The sequence below is a fragment of the Parvularculales bacterium genome (assembly GCA_036881865.1).
In the GTDB taxonomy this organism is placed as follows: Bacteria; Pseudomonadota; Alphaproteobacteria; order JAPOUT01; family JBAJNM01; genus JBAJNM01.
This window is the reverse complement of record JBAJNM010000007.1, coordinates 30,118-45,029: the sequence shown is the minus strand read 5'-3', so window position 1 is coordinate 45,029 and position 14,912 is coordinate 30,118. Positions and strand designations below refer to the sequence as shown.

At 48.3% G+C, this 14,912-nt stretch carries 13 protein-coding genes, 1 other RNA gene and 1 pseudogene; 8 read left to right on the top strand and 7 right to left on the bottom strand.

Features of this window, described 5'->3' with window-relative positions:
* The first annotated feature begins 6 nt into the window (after positions 1–6).
* The gene (gene serB / locus V6Z81_03170) at positions 7–900 is read left to right on the top strand and encodes a phosphoserine phosphatase SerB (GenBank protein MEG9861489.1); all 894 of its coding nucleotides are present in this window, start codon (positions 7–9) and stop codon (positions 898–900) included.
* Between the two features lie 10 nt (positions 901–910).
* On the opposite strand, the gene V6Z81_03165 is transcribed toward serB, so the two are convergent.
* From V6Z81_03165 to hflK, 4 genes are read right to left on the bottom strand one after another with little or no spacing between them, the layout of a single operon-like run.
* Positions 911–2,395 carry a Do family serine endopeptidase gene (locus tag V6Z81_03165; GenBank protein MEG9861488.1) on the bottom strand — a complete coding sequence of 495 codons (1,485 nt, stop codon included), beginning with the start codon at positions 2,393–2,395 and terminating at the stop codon, positions 911–913.
* 30 nt (positions 2,396–2,425) lie between these two features.
* On the bottom strand, positions 2,426–2,617 hold the full coding sequence (locus V6Z81_03160; protein MEG9861487.1) for a DUF2065 family protein: 192 nt from the start codon (positions 2,615–2,617) through the stop codon (positions 2,426–2,428).
* A 9-nt stretch (positions 2,618–2,626) separates the two neighbouring features.
* Positions 2,627–3,643 carry a protease modulator HflC gene (gene hflC, locus V6Z81_03155; GenBank protein ID MEG9861486.1) on the bottom strand — a complete coding sequence of 339 codons (1,017 nt, stop codon included), beginning with the start codon at positions 3,641–3,643 and terminating at the stop codon, positions 2,627–2,629.
* Positions 3,640–4,755, bottom strand: a complete 1,116-nt coding sequence (hflK, locus tag V6Z81_03150; GenBank protein ID MEG9861485.1) for an FtsH protease activity modulator HflK — start codon at positions 4,753–4,755, stop codon at positions 3,640–3,642. The genes hflC and hflK overlap by 4 nt, the downstream gene beginning before the upstream one ends.
* A 128-nt stretch (positions 4,756–4,883) precedes the next feature.
* On the opposite strand from hflK, the gene V6Z81_03145 reads away from it, so the two are divergent.
* Positions 4,884–6,029 carry an Mrp/NBP35 family ATP-binding protein gene (locus tag V6Z81_03145; protein ID MEG9861484.1) on the top strand — a complete coding sequence of 382 codons (1,146 nt, stop codon included), beginning with the start codon at positions 4,884–4,886 and terminating at the stop codon, positions 6,027–6,029.
* A gap of 63 nt (positions 6,030–6,092) precedes the next feature.
* Here the strand turns inward: V6Z81_03145 and V6Z81_03140 are convergent, their stop codons facing one another.
* The 3 genes and pseudogenes from V6Z81_03140 to thyA all read right to left on the bottom strand — a co-directional run bounded on the left by V6Z81_03140 (position 6,093) and on the right by thyA (position 8,437).
* Positions 6,093–7,034 (bottom strand): SMP-30/gluconolactonase/LRE family protein, encoded by a 942-nt coding sequence (locus V6Z81_03140; GenBank protein ID MEG9861483.1) that lies wholly within the window; start codon positions 7,032–7,034, stop codon positions 6,093–6,095.
* Positions 7,012–7,560, bottom strand: coding sequence for a dihydrofolate reductase (locus V6Z81_03135; GenBank protein MEG9861482.1), 549 nt, complete (start codon positions 7,558–7,560; stop codon positions 7,012–7,014). Before V6Z81_03135 ends, V6Z81_03140 begins: the two co-directional genes overlap by 23 nt.
* A 169-nt stretch (positions 7,561–7,729) precedes the next feature.
* Positions 7,730–8,437: pseudogene (thyA, locus tag V6Z81_03130) on the bottom strand (thymidylate synthase).
* A 129-nt stretch (positions 8,438–8,566) separates the two neighbouring features.
* Between thyA and ssrA the strand changes: the two are divergent.
* The 6 genes from ssrA (at position 8,567) to V6Z81_03100 (ending at position 14,912) form a co-directional block, all read left to right on the top strand.
* Positions 8,567–8,937, top strand: a transfer-messenger RNA (tmRNA) gene (gene ssrA / locus V6Z81_03125).
* 63 nt (positions 8,938–9,000) lie between these two features.
* Positions 9,001–9,495, top strand: a complete 495-nt coding sequence (locus V6Z81_03120; GenBank protein MEG9861481.1) for a ClpXP protease specificity-enhancing factor SspB — start codon at positions 9,001–9,003, stop codon at positions 9,493–9,495.
* A gap of 18 nt (positions 9,496–9,513) precedes the next feature.
* Positions 9,514–10,908 carry a class II fumarate hydratase gene (gene fumC / locus V6Z81_03115; GenBank protein MEG9861480.1) on the top strand — a complete coding sequence of 465 codons (1,395 nt, stop codon included), beginning with the start codon at positions 9,514–9,516 and terminating at the stop codon, positions 10,906–10,908.
* A 79-nt stretch (positions 10,909–10,987) separates the two neighbouring features.
* Entirely contained in the window at positions 10,988–11,281 is a 294-nt protein-coding gene (locus tag V6Z81_03110) for a hypothetical protein (GenBank protein MEG9861479.1), read from the top strand.
* Positions 11,281–12,654, top strand: a complete 1,374-nt coding sequence (locus V6Z81_03105) for a chloride channel protein (GenBank protein ID MEG9861478.1) — start codon at positions 11,281–11,283, stop codon at positions 12,652–12,654. Before V6Z81_03110 ends, V6Z81_03105 begins: the two co-directional genes overlap by 1 nt.
* Positions 12,655–12,701: 47 nt before the next feature.
* On the top strand, positions 12,702–14,912 hold the full coding sequence (locus V6Z81_03100) for a UvrD-helicase domain-containing protein (protein ID MEG9861477.1): 2,211 nt from the start codon (positions 12,702–12,704) through the stop codon (positions 14,910–14,912).

Here is a 14,912-nt window from a genome sequence, read left to right as displayed (position 1 = left end):
GAACTGATGAAATACATTATGACACTGATTGGCAGATCAGATAGTTCCGCCTTGAACGATAAAACTGTAATGCAAGCCGCCGCTACTGTGCAAGGGGCAGGAGAACCCCGCTGGCTTGCCCCCCATAAAGCCTGTGATATTCCCTTTAATACCCCTGCCCCCTCCGAAGCGCTAGCCGCTGTGCAGAGAGTGCTAAAAGATTTGCCTCTTGATGTCGTGGTACAACCCACTGGGGGACGCCGCAAAAAACTGCTGCTGGCGGATATGGACTCCACCATCATTGAGCAAGAGTGTCTTGATGAGATTGCTGAAAAAGCCGGCCTGGGTGATAAAGTGGCTTCAATCACCCGCCGTTCCATGACAGGTGAGATTGAGTTTGAAGAAGCTTTGCGAACGCGGGTTGCTTTGTTGGCGGGCAAACCTGTCTCTCTGCTAGATGATGTCTGGCACATGCACATCACCCTCACTGCCGGAGCGCACTCTCTTGTAGCCACCATGAGCGCTCATGGCGCAACTACAGCTCTCGTATCAGGGGGGTTTACGTATTTTACCAACAAAATTGCTAAGGCTTTAGGTTTTGATTATCATCGGGCGAATGTTCTGCTTCAGCAGAATAACTGCCTTACCGGAAAAGTAGAGGAGCCAATCTTAGGACGGGATACCAAATACCGCCTCTTGCAAGAAATGCGAACCTCCTTGGGATTAACCCCTGAGGAAATAGTAGCAGTGGGCGATGGGGCCAATGATTTAGATATGGTGCGCGGGGCAGGTCTTGGAATTGCCTTTCACGCTAAACCTATCCTAGAGACTGCCGCCTCAGCTTGCATCAGGCACAATGACCTAACAGCCCTACTTTATATCCAAGGCTATACTGCCGAGGAGATTATCACCCCTTCATAGAGTTGATCTGTTAAGGGATATCATCCAGCCGCAGAGCAACAAACCGTGCTCTCTCTTCACTCTCAAGTTTCATCAAGACAGAACGGCGACCCTCGTCACGAGCCTTGTTAATTTGCGCCTTCACATCTTCAAAACTGTTCACAGGATTCTGCCCTACTTCCGTAATAAGAGCACCCGGCAAGATATATTTTTCAGACGCTGGACTGTTTGGTGCTACCCCAACAACCACAACGCCCTTTGCCTCCTCATTCAAACCATAACGTTGACGCAAGTTATCATCAAGAGCCGATAATTTAAGACCCAAAATCTCTTGTGCCTCACCCTTGCTATCATCCTTTTTCTCGTTTCGAGCCTCAACCTCTCTTTCACCCTCCTCAAGACGAGCAACCACCGCCGCAAGGATTTTTTCTTCACCATCACGAAAGACGATTACATTGACTTGCTCACCAATAGGTGTATCAGCCACAATGCGGGGCAAATCGCGCATCTTTTCAACATCTATACCGTTAAACTGCAAGATAACGTCCCCCGCTTCAATGCCTGCTCTATCTGCCGGACTGCCAGATTCAACAGAAGCCACAATAGCTCCTCTTGCCTCGCTTAGATTAAGACTCTCAGCAATTTCATCACTTACGGTTTGAATCTGAACCCCAAGCCAACCCCGACGAGTCTCACCATACTTACGTAACTGCTCAATGACACCAACTGCAATAGAAGCCGGCACCGCAAATCCAATGCCAATAGATCCGCCAGAAGGTGAAATAATAGCCGTATTCACGCCGATTACTTCACCATCCAGATTAAATAACGGCCCACCAGAACTCCCACGATTGATAGCAGCATCTGTTTGAATAAAACTGTCATATGGCCCCGCATTAATGTTGCGATTAACAGCAGAAATAATACCCGCTGTAACCGTCCCCCCAAGGTCAAAGGGATTTCCAACCGCCAATACCCAATCTCCAACTCGCGCCTTATCAGAATCGCCAAACTTAGCGTAAGCTAGTTTTTTTCCCGGCTTTACCTTAATCACAGCCAGGTCCGTTCTAGGGTCACGACCTATAAGCGTTGCCGGCAGCGATTCTCCGTCAGTAAAATTGACCGTTATTTCATCCGCATTAGCAATGACATGATTATTGGTGATAATTATCCCATCAGGATCAATCACAAAGCCAGAGCCCAGTGAATTCACCTGCCGTGAGGGGGGAGGAAGTGGGCTTGCGTCTCCCTCACCGCCCCGTTCCCAGAAATCCCGAAAGAAGGCCTCAAATGGCGTCCCAGGAGGAATCCCTGGCGGCAAACCACGAAACCCGCTATTCCCAGAAACTTTTTGACTAATGGAGATATTAACGACCGTAGGTGATAATTCTTCTATTAAAGAAGCAAAACTTTCCAGAGAAACCCGCGCTTCAGCTACACTGATAGACAAGGCAAACAAAGCTAGAACTCCCGCTGGCGTTATGATGCTTCTACTGTTTTGACGTTTTTTCATCATACTCCTTTTCACTTCTTCATTTGCGCCACATCAGTTGCGTATAAACCAGATCAATATAACACCAGTAATGACAGCAACACCTCCGCCCATACGCATTATGCTGTCAGGAAGATCAAGACCTCGCCGAATGAGATATTTCATAGGCTCCGTCATAAAAGCATAAAAACAACCTTCCAGAATCAAAAGAAGCCCCACGGCTACCAGAAAATCATTCATCAACATGACTAATCATTAGGGCGTTTGAGAGACAGGCAACGCGCCTACTTCTGGCTTCATCTTGTCTACTTCAGGACAGAACTCACTGCGCAATGTCTGACCGGCTCTAAAATCCGGTAAGGACGAAGAAGTCGTTTGTGGACGGGGTACCCTGCTACTGTGTTCAGTTGCTGCATTGGGGTCCCTGAAAAAGCGGAAAAATTCGCTATCCGGTGATAAAACCAGCGCTGTATCCCCTTGATTCAAAGCCTCTTCATAAGATTGCATAGAGCGATAAAATGCAAAAAAGTCAGGATCCTGACCATAGGCGGCGGCGAATATCCGATTGCGACAACCATCCCCCTCACCTCGTATAATTTCAGCATCGCGATTAGCATCCGCCAAAATAACTGTTACTTCTTTATCTGCTTGAGCGCGGATTTCACGAGAATCCTGCTGTCCTATGGCGCGGATTTCAGCAGCTTCTTGTTGACGCTCCGTTTGCATGCGACGAAAAATCGCCTGACTGTTAGCTTCCGGCAAATCCGCTCGACGAATACGCACGTCGACAATCTCAATACCCAGAGACTGAGCCTGCTGATTAACAAGAGCACGAATGCGCTGCATCAGTTCAGCACGTTGGTCACGCACCACAGCAACAAAAGATTCCTTACCCAACACGCTACGTAGGGATGAACTCAACAAAGTTGACAAGCGAGACTCTGCTGCCTGAATACTGCCAAGTGTCTTATAAAACTCAAGCGGATCAATAATTTTGTATCGTGCAAAAGCATCCACCACCAAACGTTTTTGATCTGACGCAATAACCTCCTCAGATGAAGACGTAAGGTTCAAAATACGCTTGTCTATGTAGACAACATTTTGAATAAACGGCAACTTAATGTGAAGCCCTGCCGTTTCTTTGACGTCTTTTGGATCACCAAACTGCAACACCAATGCCTGCTGCGTTTCGTTGACAGTAAAAAGAGAAGCGTAAGCCACAACGGCGATAACTGCCACTACAACACCAATAATAACCAATAGCCGGTTCATTGCGACCCCCCCTCTGATTCAGGGTTACGCCGTAGTTCATTTAAAGGCAAATAAGGCACCACGCCTTGTCCCCCTTCTGCCTGACTATCTATGATAATTTTGTCAGAGCGCTTTAGTACACGCTCCATAGTCTCCAAAAACATACGTTGGCGGGTGACATCACGGGCATCTCTATATTCGTTATAAATGGCAATAAACCGCTGCGCTTGGCCCTCAGCCTGAGCAACTGTTTCTTCACGATAGGCCTCAGCTTCATTGCGCAACCGAGCCGCCGTACCACGAGATTCCGGCACCACTTTGTTACGATACGCGTTGGCCTCATTACGCACTCTTTCTTGGTCTGCCCGTGCTGCCTGTACATCACGGAAGGCATCAATCACAGCCCCGGGCGGGTCAACCTTCTGCATCTTAACCTCTGTGATTTCAATACCCGTGCCGTAACGGTCAAGAGTTTCCTGCATCAAGGTTCTCACCGCTTCTTCTGTGTCTTGGCGTTGCTCAGTTAGGATGGGCTGAATGTCACTCTTGCCAACAATCTCACGCATGGTGCTCTCTGCCACCGCTTTAACTGTTGCCGGTGGATTCTCAACATTAAATAGATAATCCCCCGCATTCTTGATAACCCAGAACACAGAAAAATCTACGTCCACAATGTTTTCGTCGCCGGTAAGCATTAAGCTTTCTTCCGGCACATCCCGCCGCACACCCGGACTTTGACTGTAATAATCATCACCGCGGATACCGATATCCATTCGGTTAACGCGGGTTACTTGAGGGGTGAGTACGGTCTCAATCGGCCAGGGGATATGATAATGCAAACCCGGCAGTGTAGTTTCTACCAACTGACCAAAGCGCAATTTAACACCTTGCTCATCTGGCAAAACCCGATAGATACCACTCGCTGCCCATAGGGCCATCAGAACCAACAGGCTGATAATCACAATTCGGCTAGGGGGTGCCCCTGATGGTAGAACTGCCTTGAGACGTTCCTGACCACGGCGTAGCATTTCTTCCAAATCTGGTGGGTGCTGGCCGCCGCCACGAGGTGAGGACGAACCTTGCCCCCAAGGACCGGGATGATTCCCACCGCTGTTTTGATCGTTCCAAGACATAAAAACTCCCGTGAAGATTAATTTCATGGCACACTATGTAATAGGTATCTATTGTAAGGCAGTATCTAGCAGGGCGCAACACTCAGCCCTTATGGCCTTACGTTTGAGGGAACCACCGAGAAAGCACCATGACATTATCAATAAGTCGCGAGGAGATTGGTAATATTCTTAAACACGTGGCCATACCGAAAGAACTTGCGCCAGAGGAGCCGATGGGCACTTCTTGTGCCGATATCTTGCTACAAGGGTTTACTGTTCATAAGAAGCGAATGAGCGTTATTCTCAGTGTGCCTTCTGAGCATGCTCAAGAGCCTAAACGAATTCAGGAGTATGAGTCGTTACGTATTGCCTGTGAGGAGGCTTTGCGCCACGCACTGGATATAGAAGAGGCTAACGTTATTTTGACAGCACATCGAGAGACGGGCACCCCCGCATCTGCATCTCCCCCTCTCCCCAAACGACATGGCCATTGTCCGGATGGGAAGAAGTTCAAGGAGGCTCTCACCCTTAAGAACATTCACTCTATTGTGGCGGTGGCCAGTGGCAAGGGCGGCGTGGGGAAATCTACGGTAGCTGTTAATCTGGCCCTTGGTCTTGCTGCTCTTGGGTTGCGGGTTGGTATTTTGGATGCCGATATCTATGGTCCCTCCCTGCCTCGCATGATGGGTCTTACCGGTAAGCCTGACAGTGATGGTGGAAAAAAAATTGTTCCCATGGAGCAATACGGTCTGAAGTGTATGTCCATCGGTTTGTTGGTAGAGGAAGATGCGCCGGTTATCTGGCGTGGACCGATGGTGCAAAGCGCCTTTATTCAACTCCTCAAAGACGTGGCATGGGGGGATTTGGACGTTCTGGTACTAGATATGCCACCCGGCACAGGTGATGTTCAGCTCACGCTAGCTCAACGTGTACCCTTAACGGGCGCTGTGATTGTTTCTACTCCACAGGAAGTTGCACTCGCAGATGTAAGACGTAGCGTTAATATGTTTCGTCGCACCGGTATAGACGTACTTGGTGTTGTGCAAAACATGGCGTGGTTCACGCCTCCCGGCGGGATAGATAAGTTTTATCCCTTCGGCAAAGAAGGCGTACGCCGCACGGCAGAACAGTTGAACCTTGAGTTACTCGCAGATATTCCTCTGGAAATTGAGATTCAAGAAGGCATGGATATAGGCCGCCCCCTTATGGGGAGTGCCCCTGATAGCCCCAGCGCACAACCCTTCAAGGCGTTGGCAGAAACTGTCGCCAAGCACCTTAAGAAGGTGGGTGCTTAAAGCACGATTACACCATACCACATAATATTTTCTACTCATGTATATGATTCTCTATTTTTTCTATCAAACTTCTTGATAATTAAGCATCAAGCCTGCTATCGGCCAATCGGCAGCTACAAGACGGCCCGAAGAAGACAATGTTATATACGCAGTCTTCATATCATCGCCCCCAAAGCAGATATTTGTTGTCAGTCTGTCATCGGTAGGAATATGTGTTATGGTCTGGCCATCCTGCGATATACGTGTGATGCCACTGTTGAAGATGGTCGCTACATTGACGTGTCCTTCGGCATCAACCGCTAGCGAATCAAAAAACTGTAAAATAGAAGACCCCATAATAAAGGCATCACTTCTGGGCAATACCGAATGTCCCTCTCCGGCAATCTGACCGGGTTCGGCAATGGGGAATCCCCACATCCGGCCTGTAATTGTCTCAGCAACAAACACGGTCTTTTCATCAGGACTTAACCCTACCCCGTTGGGCATTTCCATCGGGTAGACACACTCTCGAATAAGTGAACCATCAGGTTTGGCATAATAAAGGGCACCCCTGTCTCGCAACCGATCATGAGTCTTACCTAAATCGGTAAACCAGAACCCACCGGCCTTATCAAAAACGATGTCATTCGGACCAATCAGAGGTTGCCCATTGCACGCCGTATAAAGTACATCCACCCGACCTGTATCCAGCTCAACACGCTCAATACGACCCCCCGAATAATCCTCGGCCATATCACCAGGAATCAACATTCCTTCGTAATCGTGCCACGCAAAACCTCCATTGTTGCAAACATAAATGGCCCCATCTGGTCCACGGGCCGCCCCATTGGGGCCGCCACCCAAATTGGCTACTACCTCAACACGTCCATCAAGCGTTGCCCTGCTCAACGTACCACGGGCAATCTCAACTAAAATGATGCTGCCATCTGCCATGACCACCGGCCCCTCAGGAAACAAGAGACCTGAAGCTACCTCACAAAACTCAATCGGAGAGAACGATACCATCTCTGTTCTCCTCTTTCCGCTCTAACACCACAAAACTGTACGGCAGGTTGTTATCTCCTGAAAGGGGGCGCGCTTTGCGCATAATTTCCCGCCATTCTTGCCGGTCAAAAGGCGGAAAATATACATCCCCCTCAGGAGAAGCCGCAATTTCCGTCAAATAAAGCCGACCTGAGCGAGGCAAAGCGGCCTCATAAATCCGGCGACCACCAATGGCCACCACCTCGTCAACTCCTGCCCTATCAGCTAGCCTAGATGCCCGCGCCAACGCCTCCTCAAGAGAGCGTACCCCATAAGCACCCTCTGGCAAAGTCAACGCTCCACTGCTCACCACGATATTATCGCGACCCTTAAGAGATTTGCCGCTTCGGACCGTAATCGACTCCCACGTAAGCCGCCCCATAATAACAGGTTTGCCCATGGTCACCTCCTGAAACCAACGCAAATCATCCGGCAAATGCCACGGTAGACGCCCTTTATAACCAATGACGCCATTTTCAGCTACTGCCGCCACAAGGGCTATACGCATACTCCCCCACACTTTGCCCCTATACCCCCACTGGAGTGGGAGTATGAGAAGACAGGATCTTCTTATTGGCTGTTTCTACAGTTTGAATTAAAACAGAAAATTCTGATGCTTCCATCATAGCACGATAACGCCCTTCTGAAGCTTCTATTTTGTGCCTATGATAAACAATTCAAAAACCTTCATAACGGAAGTTGAATATATCCTTGATGGTAGGATTCATAAAAAGAACCGGCAAAGGTTTGGGGGTGCGCTTTAAAACTGCTGGCGCACTTGAGTGAAATGGTTCTTATAGAGGTATGCATCTCCCATCGTATGAATAAATTCGCCTGACTTTAGCGCCATTATGGCCGTAAAGCAAGGCGTAGGAGGCTATGTTAAACAGTACTCTCAGAAAAAACCCGCTGAGCGTCGGCACAATTGGCAGGACAACTGGCCCCTCCGCTACATGAAATTGAAACAAGCAATGACACGGCAGTAAAGCCATATCCTCAAGGTCACCGGTATTTCAAGCACTCACAATAAGGTGCCTCAAGTTCGGATTGCTTTTTTGCATTATTCACCACTGTGCTTATTTGGTCAATGGCTTCACCATTACGTCCCGACCACGAAACGCCATCGATGGCCATAAACCAAACCAAGATCACCCTTCTCATCGGCCCATTCGTCCCAAATAATCACACCATTATCATTTAAGGTGCTAACATTCGTATCACCCTGAAGAAACCACAACAATTTGCTGTAAGGAGAGGAGAACTATCCGCCAGATCAAACCGCATTAGACGTCCAAACACGCTTCAAGCCCCACAGTACCAGTGCAATCTGTCCGATCAACGCCAGTTTCCAGAATATCAGCCATGAATTCAAGATACTGGCGCATGAACGACAGTATCTGCGAAACCTTGCCTTATGCCATCAATTTCTCATCATTCCTCTGTCGTGTTAACTCTCTCAACACACTCTTTTAGGTTTTTTACACTTCGCTCTTTGCGACTCATCCCAGAAGGGCGTGTTTGCATTTCTCACCCCTGTCCCCTATAGTTAACAGGCTGACTCTGTCAGCTATAGCGATAAACGAATCGCATAATAAACTCATCGGACCCGGGGGCAGTACCCGGCGCCTCCACCATTTATCCACATAATCTTTCACAATGGGCAGTTTGATTTTTTGGGGGCGAGATAGGATCGACGAGGGTGTAAAAGCGGCTCTTTCGCTCGGCATGGCACCACTGTTATCGGGCCAGACTTTATAGTTGCCAACGACAACTATGCGGAAGCACGTCTCGCTGCATAAGCAGTGCGACAGCTTCGAATAACGTCCTGACCGGTCGCGCGGTCAGGCGGGGTCAGGCGGGCACCCGGCAACAGAAGCCCGCCGCTACTCTCTGGTACTGATTTGTATTTCTGCTATTGTTGGTTGCTGTTCACCATGAGGTCAACCACATGGATCAAAAACCGCCCAAAGATCTTATAGGCTACGATCAGATAACCAAAAGAGCCATGCGTAGTATTGTTCGTGAAGCCTTGTTGTTTGCCGCCCGCGAAGGGCTGCCCGGCGGACATCACTTTTACATTGGCTTTAAGACCAACCGCTCGGATATCTCTTTATCTGATAGGTTACGCGAAAGGTATCCCAAAAAAATGACCATCGTCTTGCAACATCAGTTTGAAGAGTTAACCGTTGGAGAGAGTGAGTTCTCCGTAATATTATCCTTTAACGATATTCGCGAAACCGTTAGTGTTTCCTTCGCGGCCATTACCTCTTTTGCTGACCCGGAGGTTCAATTTGGTTTGCACTTAGCCGAAAGTGACGACAACAAAGATGATAGTAAGAACAACAACTACGATGAACAGACCCCAGAAGAACAAGGAGAACAAAGTCGCATTGTCTCTCTTGATAGCTTCCGCAAAAAAAGAGCACCTAATCAAGACCAATAGTCAAGGAGCAACCTAGCCATGACCACCACCCGCACCGAAACTGACTCCTTCGGTACCCTTGAGGTGCCCACCGATAGATATTGGGGTGCTCAAACCCAACGCTCTCTCAGCAATTTCAGAATCGGCGGTGAAACCATGCCACCCCCCCTAATACGCGCCTTTGGAATTATTAAACAAGCCGCTGCACAAGTGAATATGTCTCAAGGCATTCTAGATGAAAAAATAGGTAGGGCAATTATCAAAGCTGCACAACAAGTATCAGATGGCGCTCTTGACAATCATTTTCCTCTGGCAGTCTGGCAGACAGGTTCCGGTACTCAATCCAACATGAACGCCAATGAAGTCATCGCCAACTACGCCATTGAAATACTCGGCGGCGAAAAAGGCTCCAAAGATCCCGTACACCCCAACGACCACGTCAATAAAGGGCAATCCTCCAACGATACCTTTCCAACCGCCATGCACATCGCCACCGTAGAGCAGATTACTCGCCAGCTGATACCCAATCTACAGCATTTGTTGAAAGCTCTCAGAGCTAAGTCGCACGACTGGATGAGCTTAATCAAAATCGGACGCACCCACCTGCAAGATGCAACACCTCTCACCCTTGGTCAGGAGTTTTCCGGCTACGTCGCACAGGTTCAATACGCTATAGAACGCCTAGAGGATGCGTTGCCCCGTCTACGTCATTTAGCTCAGGGTGGTACGGCCATAGGTACAGGCCTCAATAGCAAGAAAGGCTTTGACATAGCCTTTGCCGCAGAAGTATCCCGCATAACTAACCTAGAGTTCAAAACCGCTAACAATAAGTTTGAAGCCCTTGCAGCCCACGATGCTATCGTGGAGGCCTCCGGCGTTCTTAATACGATTGCGGTTGGGCTGTTCAAAATCGCCAACGATATTCGCTTGCTGGGCTCTGGCCCTCGTTCTGGTCTTGGCGAATTATCTCTGCCGGAAAATGAACCTGGCTCTTCTATCATGCCCGGCAAGGTTAATCCTACCCAATGCGAGGCCATGACCATGGTTTGCGTGCAAGTTATGGGAAACCACACCGCCATTACGATGGCAGGTAGTCAGGGACATTTTGAACTAAATGTTTTCAAACCGGTCTTGATATATAATTTGCTACAATCCATCCGCCTGTTGGGTGACGCTGTCGTTAGTTTTACAGATAATTGCATTGTCGGCATAGAGCCTAACAAAGCCCATATTAAATCCCTTATGGAGCGCTCCTTGATGTTGGTGACGTCCCTAGCCCCGCATATTGGCTACGACAAGGCAACGGAAATTGCTAAATCAGCCCACAAGAATGGAACTACTTTGCGGGGTGAGGCCTTACGTCTGGGTTATGTGACGGCGGAAGATTTTGACCGACTTGTTAATCCACAAGATATGATTAGCCCTGCGGATTAAGCAGAGAGTCCATACCCTCACGCATCCCCCCAAGCGGGTCGTAGTATTGGTTTGGGTCACAAAAAACTACATTGAACTGATGGATTTTTTAAAGCAAATCATCGCTTTTTTAAAAAGCGCTCTTACCGGGCCTTGGCGCACTCTAATGACAGAACGTCGTCCTCTTATCTGGTTGCTAGCCCTTATTATCGGCATTGCTACAGCTTATGCCATCTGGTTATTTCGGATGTTAATCAACTTCACCCAATATGTCTGGACAGGCTCAGAGCTACCGAAAACTATGACCTCAATCACCTCTACCTTACCTTGGTGGCAAATTATGGCGGGACCAGCCATGGCCGGATTGCTGGCGGGGTATGCTTACAGTTTGTAATGAAACGCCATCGTTTTTTAAACGTGACAGACTTTATTGTCTCTCATGCTCATGGAGGCAGACAACTCCCACTGAAAGACGGGTTGATGAATGCTTTCTTAACGGCACTCTCACTGGGAGGCGGTGCTAGCGCCGGACGCGAGAGGCCTGCGGTGCATTTGGGATCTACCCTTGCCGATGCTTTTGTCACTCGCTTTTCTCTACCACCACGCGCTAGGAGAATATTACGGGGATGCGGCGTAGCAGCAGCCGTTTCGGCCTCTTTCAATGTTCCCATCGCAGGTATTTTGTTCGCCCATGAAATTATCTTGCGCCATATGGCCATACGCGCCTTTGTTCCTATTACCATTTCCAGTTTTTCAGCAACCGTTGTCATCCACAATCAGCTGGAAAATGATTTAGCTTTCACAATCCCCGATTATTACATCTTGTCTTATTATGAATTTCCCGCCTTCTTTCTGCTTGGTGTGCTGTGCGCTTTTATTGCAATTGTTTTTATGAAAAGCTGCTTTGCGGCGGACAGTTTTGCAGAAAAAATATCGATTCGATTTACCCTCCCTTTGTGGAGCCGTCCAGCACTAGCTGGAGTGATGGTAGGTACCATGGGTATTGCCTTTCCGCAAGCATTGGGGGTTGGTTACGAGGCAACAGATGCTGTCCTTAGAGAAGGGTATCCCCTGATGCTTCTCCTAATTTTGATTGTCGTTAATATCATCTCTACAGCCACCACCTTTGCCGGGCGCTTTGGGGGTGGTGGTATCTTCAGCCCCTCTCTTTATCTTGGTGCTATGACTGGTGGAGCATTTGGGTTGGGGCTCGCCTTCTTCCTACCAGACACTATATCCACGCATGGACTCTATGCTATTGTCGGCATGGGTGCAGTGGTAGCTTCTGTTCTGGGAGCACCCCTGTCCACAAGTTTGATCATATTTGAGATGATGGGGGATTATCAGCTTACCCTAGCCCTCGTGTTCACCGTCGCTATTGCCACAGCCCTTACTTGGATCATCATGGGAAAGAGCTATTTTCACAGTATGCTAGAGCGACAAGGCATTTTTCTCAATGACGGGCCACATCAACGTATTCTCCACACGGTTTTAGTGGGAGACATTATGAAAGTAGCGGACGAAAGAGGAAATCTCACCGACTGGCAGCAAGTCCCCCAAATTACCGGACAGATTCTATATGCCAATGACAGCTTAAATAGAGCCTTAACCTTAATGGAGCGCTTACAGTTGGATAGTTATCCTGTCAATGAGGTAGAAACGGGAGATGAAACATCAAGGCGAATCATTGGTATTGTGGCATATCATGATGCCTTGAAACGTTTTAATGATGAACTCGTCGCCACTTCTCTTGAAGAGCATCGTTAAAACATTGCACTGTGCTCTTAATCTAGAATGTCTTAGATAACCCACCTATGCCAGATACCCTTCCCTCTGTATTCTCCAACAGCACCCCAAAAAATACTCCTAATTGGCTGGATACCCTTAATAAGGCACAACGCACTGCCGTGGAGGCCCCAGATGGGCCAACGCTGGTTCTAGCAGGAGCAGGTACCGGCAAGACGCGGGTGCTGACAAGCCGTATCGCTTGGTTGCTTGCGAATAGCAAGGTATGGCCCAGCCAGATTTTTGCTGTAACTTTTACTAATCGCGCTGCGAGAGAAATGAAGAAACGTATTAGTCAGTTGGGAGGTGAAGCGGTAGAAGGCATGCCGTGGCTTGGCACCTTTCATGCTATGGGAGCGCGGATTTTACGCCGTCATGCAGAATTGGCGGGATTACAGTCAAACTTCACCATTTTGGACACAGACGATCAACTGCGCTTACTCAAACAATTAGTGCGGGCCAGCAACATAGATGAAAAACGTTGGCCTGCTCGACAGTTGGCCGCTCACATTGATGGTTGGAAAAATCGTGGCCTAACACCCGATACAATACCGACAGAAGACGCCCACCTTTATGCTGATGGCCAGAGCATAGATCTTTATAAAGCCTATCAGCAGCGCCTTAAAACCATCAATGCTGCTGACTTTGGTGACTTAATTCTTGAGGTACTGGAAATATTGAAAAATTATCCAAATATTTTGACGTCTTATCAAAAGCATTTTCGCTACATTTTGGTAGATGAATATCAAGACACCAACACGGCACAATATCTTTGGCTTAGGTTGTTAGCTCGCAAACATCATAATATCTGTTGTGTTGGGGATGATGACCAATCAATTTATGGCTGGCGTGGGGCGCAAGTTGGCAACATTTTGCGCTTTGAGAAGGATTTCCCAGACGCTCAAATCATTCGACTGGAACTGAATTACCGCTCTACGCCGCATATCTTAGGAGCGGCCTCAGGATTGATTGCAGGCAACAAGGCGCGCTTGGGAAAAACCTTGTGGACGGAGCAAGGGGCAGGCGAAAAAGTCTCCGTACGCAGTGTTATGGATGGTGGGCAAGAAGCTCGCCTCATTGCTGATTATGTAGAAGCCATGCAACGAGACCAACATGATCTTAATGAAATGGCCATCTTGATGCGGGCTGGTTTTCAAACTCGCGAATTTGAAGATTGTTTTTTGGAGCGCGGGATTCCTTATCGGGTTATCGGGGGGCCTCGATTTTATGAGCGTGCTGAAATCCGTGATGCCAACGCTTATTTTCGCCTTATTCATCAACCAGCGGATGATTTAGCTTTTGAGAGAATCATCAATCTACCGCGACGTGGGCTTGGTAGTACCACCCTACAGACCATTCATAAATTAGCGCAAGCGCAAAATTGTTCTTTGATGGGGGCCTCAGAAAAACTAGCAGCCACGGAAGACCTCACCCCGCAGGCGCGATATTCTCTCACCGATTTTCTGAATATGATGACTCAATGGCGTCACGTTACCAAAACTATACCTCTTACAGAGTTTGCCAGACAAGTCCTAGATGAGGCGGGGTATACCACCATGTGGCAAAATGCTAAAACAGCCGATGCCCCGGGTCGTCTAGATAATATCAAAGAACTAGTGCACTCTCTGGAGCCATTTGAAACCCTTGAGGCCTATTTAGAACACATAGCCCTCGTGATGGAGGCTGAGCAAAGCGATGTAGCAAGCCGCATATCTCTTATGACCATTCACAATGCTAAAGGTCTTGAGTTTGATGCTGTTTTTCTGCCTGGCTGGGAGGAAGAATTATTTCCTCACCCTCGCACTCTTAATGAGTCAGGTCTTGAAGGGCTGGAAGAAGAACGCCGCTTGGCCTATGTAGCCCTTACCCGCGCCAGAAAGCGGGCGTTTATATCTTTTGCAGCCAACCGGCAGGTTTATAATCGCTGGGTGCATACCGTTCCCTCTCGCTTTATTGATGAACTACCACCAGAACACATAGAAACCGACATCATAATAGCGGATATTCCCCCTACCCCCTCTACGATAAAACGCTATCATACTCAGAGTGCTGCGAGCAAAAACTCCGCCATTTCCGTAACGAAAAGCAAAGGCGATTTTGTTTCTGGTGAGCGGATTTTTCATCAAAAGTTTGGCTATGGCCATATAACCTCCATTGAAGATGACAGATTTACTATTGAGTTTGATAAGGCGGGTTCTAAGAAAATCATGGTGGATTTTGTAGAGAAGGTCACAACTTGA

What these genes read in the sequence shown, in the direction of transcription:
- fumC (MEG9861480.1), top strand. Translation starts at nt 9,514, where the DNA reads ATGACCACCACCCGCACCGAAACTGACTCCTTCGGTACCCTTGAGGTG.
- hflK (MEG9861485.1), bottom strand. Translation starts at nt 4,755, where the DNA reads ATGTCTTGGAACGATCAAAACAGCGGTGGGAATCATCCCGGTCCTTGG.
- V6Z81_03145 (MEG9861484.1), top strand. Translation starts at nt 4,884, where the DNA reads ATGACATTATCAATAAGTCGCGAGGAGATTGGTAATATTCTTAAACAC.
- V6Z81_03100 (MEG9861477.1), top strand. Translation starts at nt 12,702, where the DNA reads ATGCCAGATACCCTTCCCTCTGTATTCTCCAACAGCACCCCAAAAAAT.
- V6Z81_03160 (MEG9861487.1), bottom strand. Translation starts at nt 2,617, where the DNA reads ATGTTGATGAATGATTTTCTGGTAGCCGTGGGGCTTCTTTTGATTCTG.
- V6Z81_03135 (MEG9861482.1), bottom strand. Translation starts at nt 7,560, where the DNA reads ATGCGTATAGCCCTTGTGGCGGCAGTAGCTGAAAATGGCGTCATTGGT.
- serB (MEG9861489.1), top strand. Translation starts at nt 7, where the DNA reads ATGAAATACATTATGACACTGATTGGCAGATCAGATAGTTCCGCCTTG.
- hflC (MEG9861486.1), bottom strand. Translation starts at nt 3,643, where the DNA reads ATGAACCGGCTATTGGTTATTATTGGTGTTGTAGTGGCAGTTATCGCC.
- V6Z81_03140 (MEG9861483.1), bottom strand. Translation starts at nt 7,034, where the DNA reads ATGGTATCGTTCTCTCCGATTGAGTTTTGTGAGGTAGCTTCAGGTCTC.
- V6Z81_03120 (MEG9861481.1), top strand. Translation starts at nt 9,001, where the DNA reads ATGGATCAAAAACCGCCCAAAGATCTTATAGGCTACGATCAGATAACC.
- V6Z81_03110 (MEG9861479.1), top strand. Translation starts at nt 10,988, where the DNA reads ATGGATTTTTTAAAGCAAATCATCGCTTTTTTAAAAAGCGCTCTTACC.
- V6Z81_03165 (MEG9861488.1), bottom strand. Translation starts at nt 2,395, where the DNA reads ATGATGAAAAAACGTCAAAACAGTAGAAGCATCATAACGCCAGCGGGA.
- V6Z81_03105 (MEG9861478.1), top strand. Translation starts at nt 11,281, where the DNA reads ATGAAACGCCATCGTTTTTTAAACGTGACAGACTTTATTGTCTCTCAT.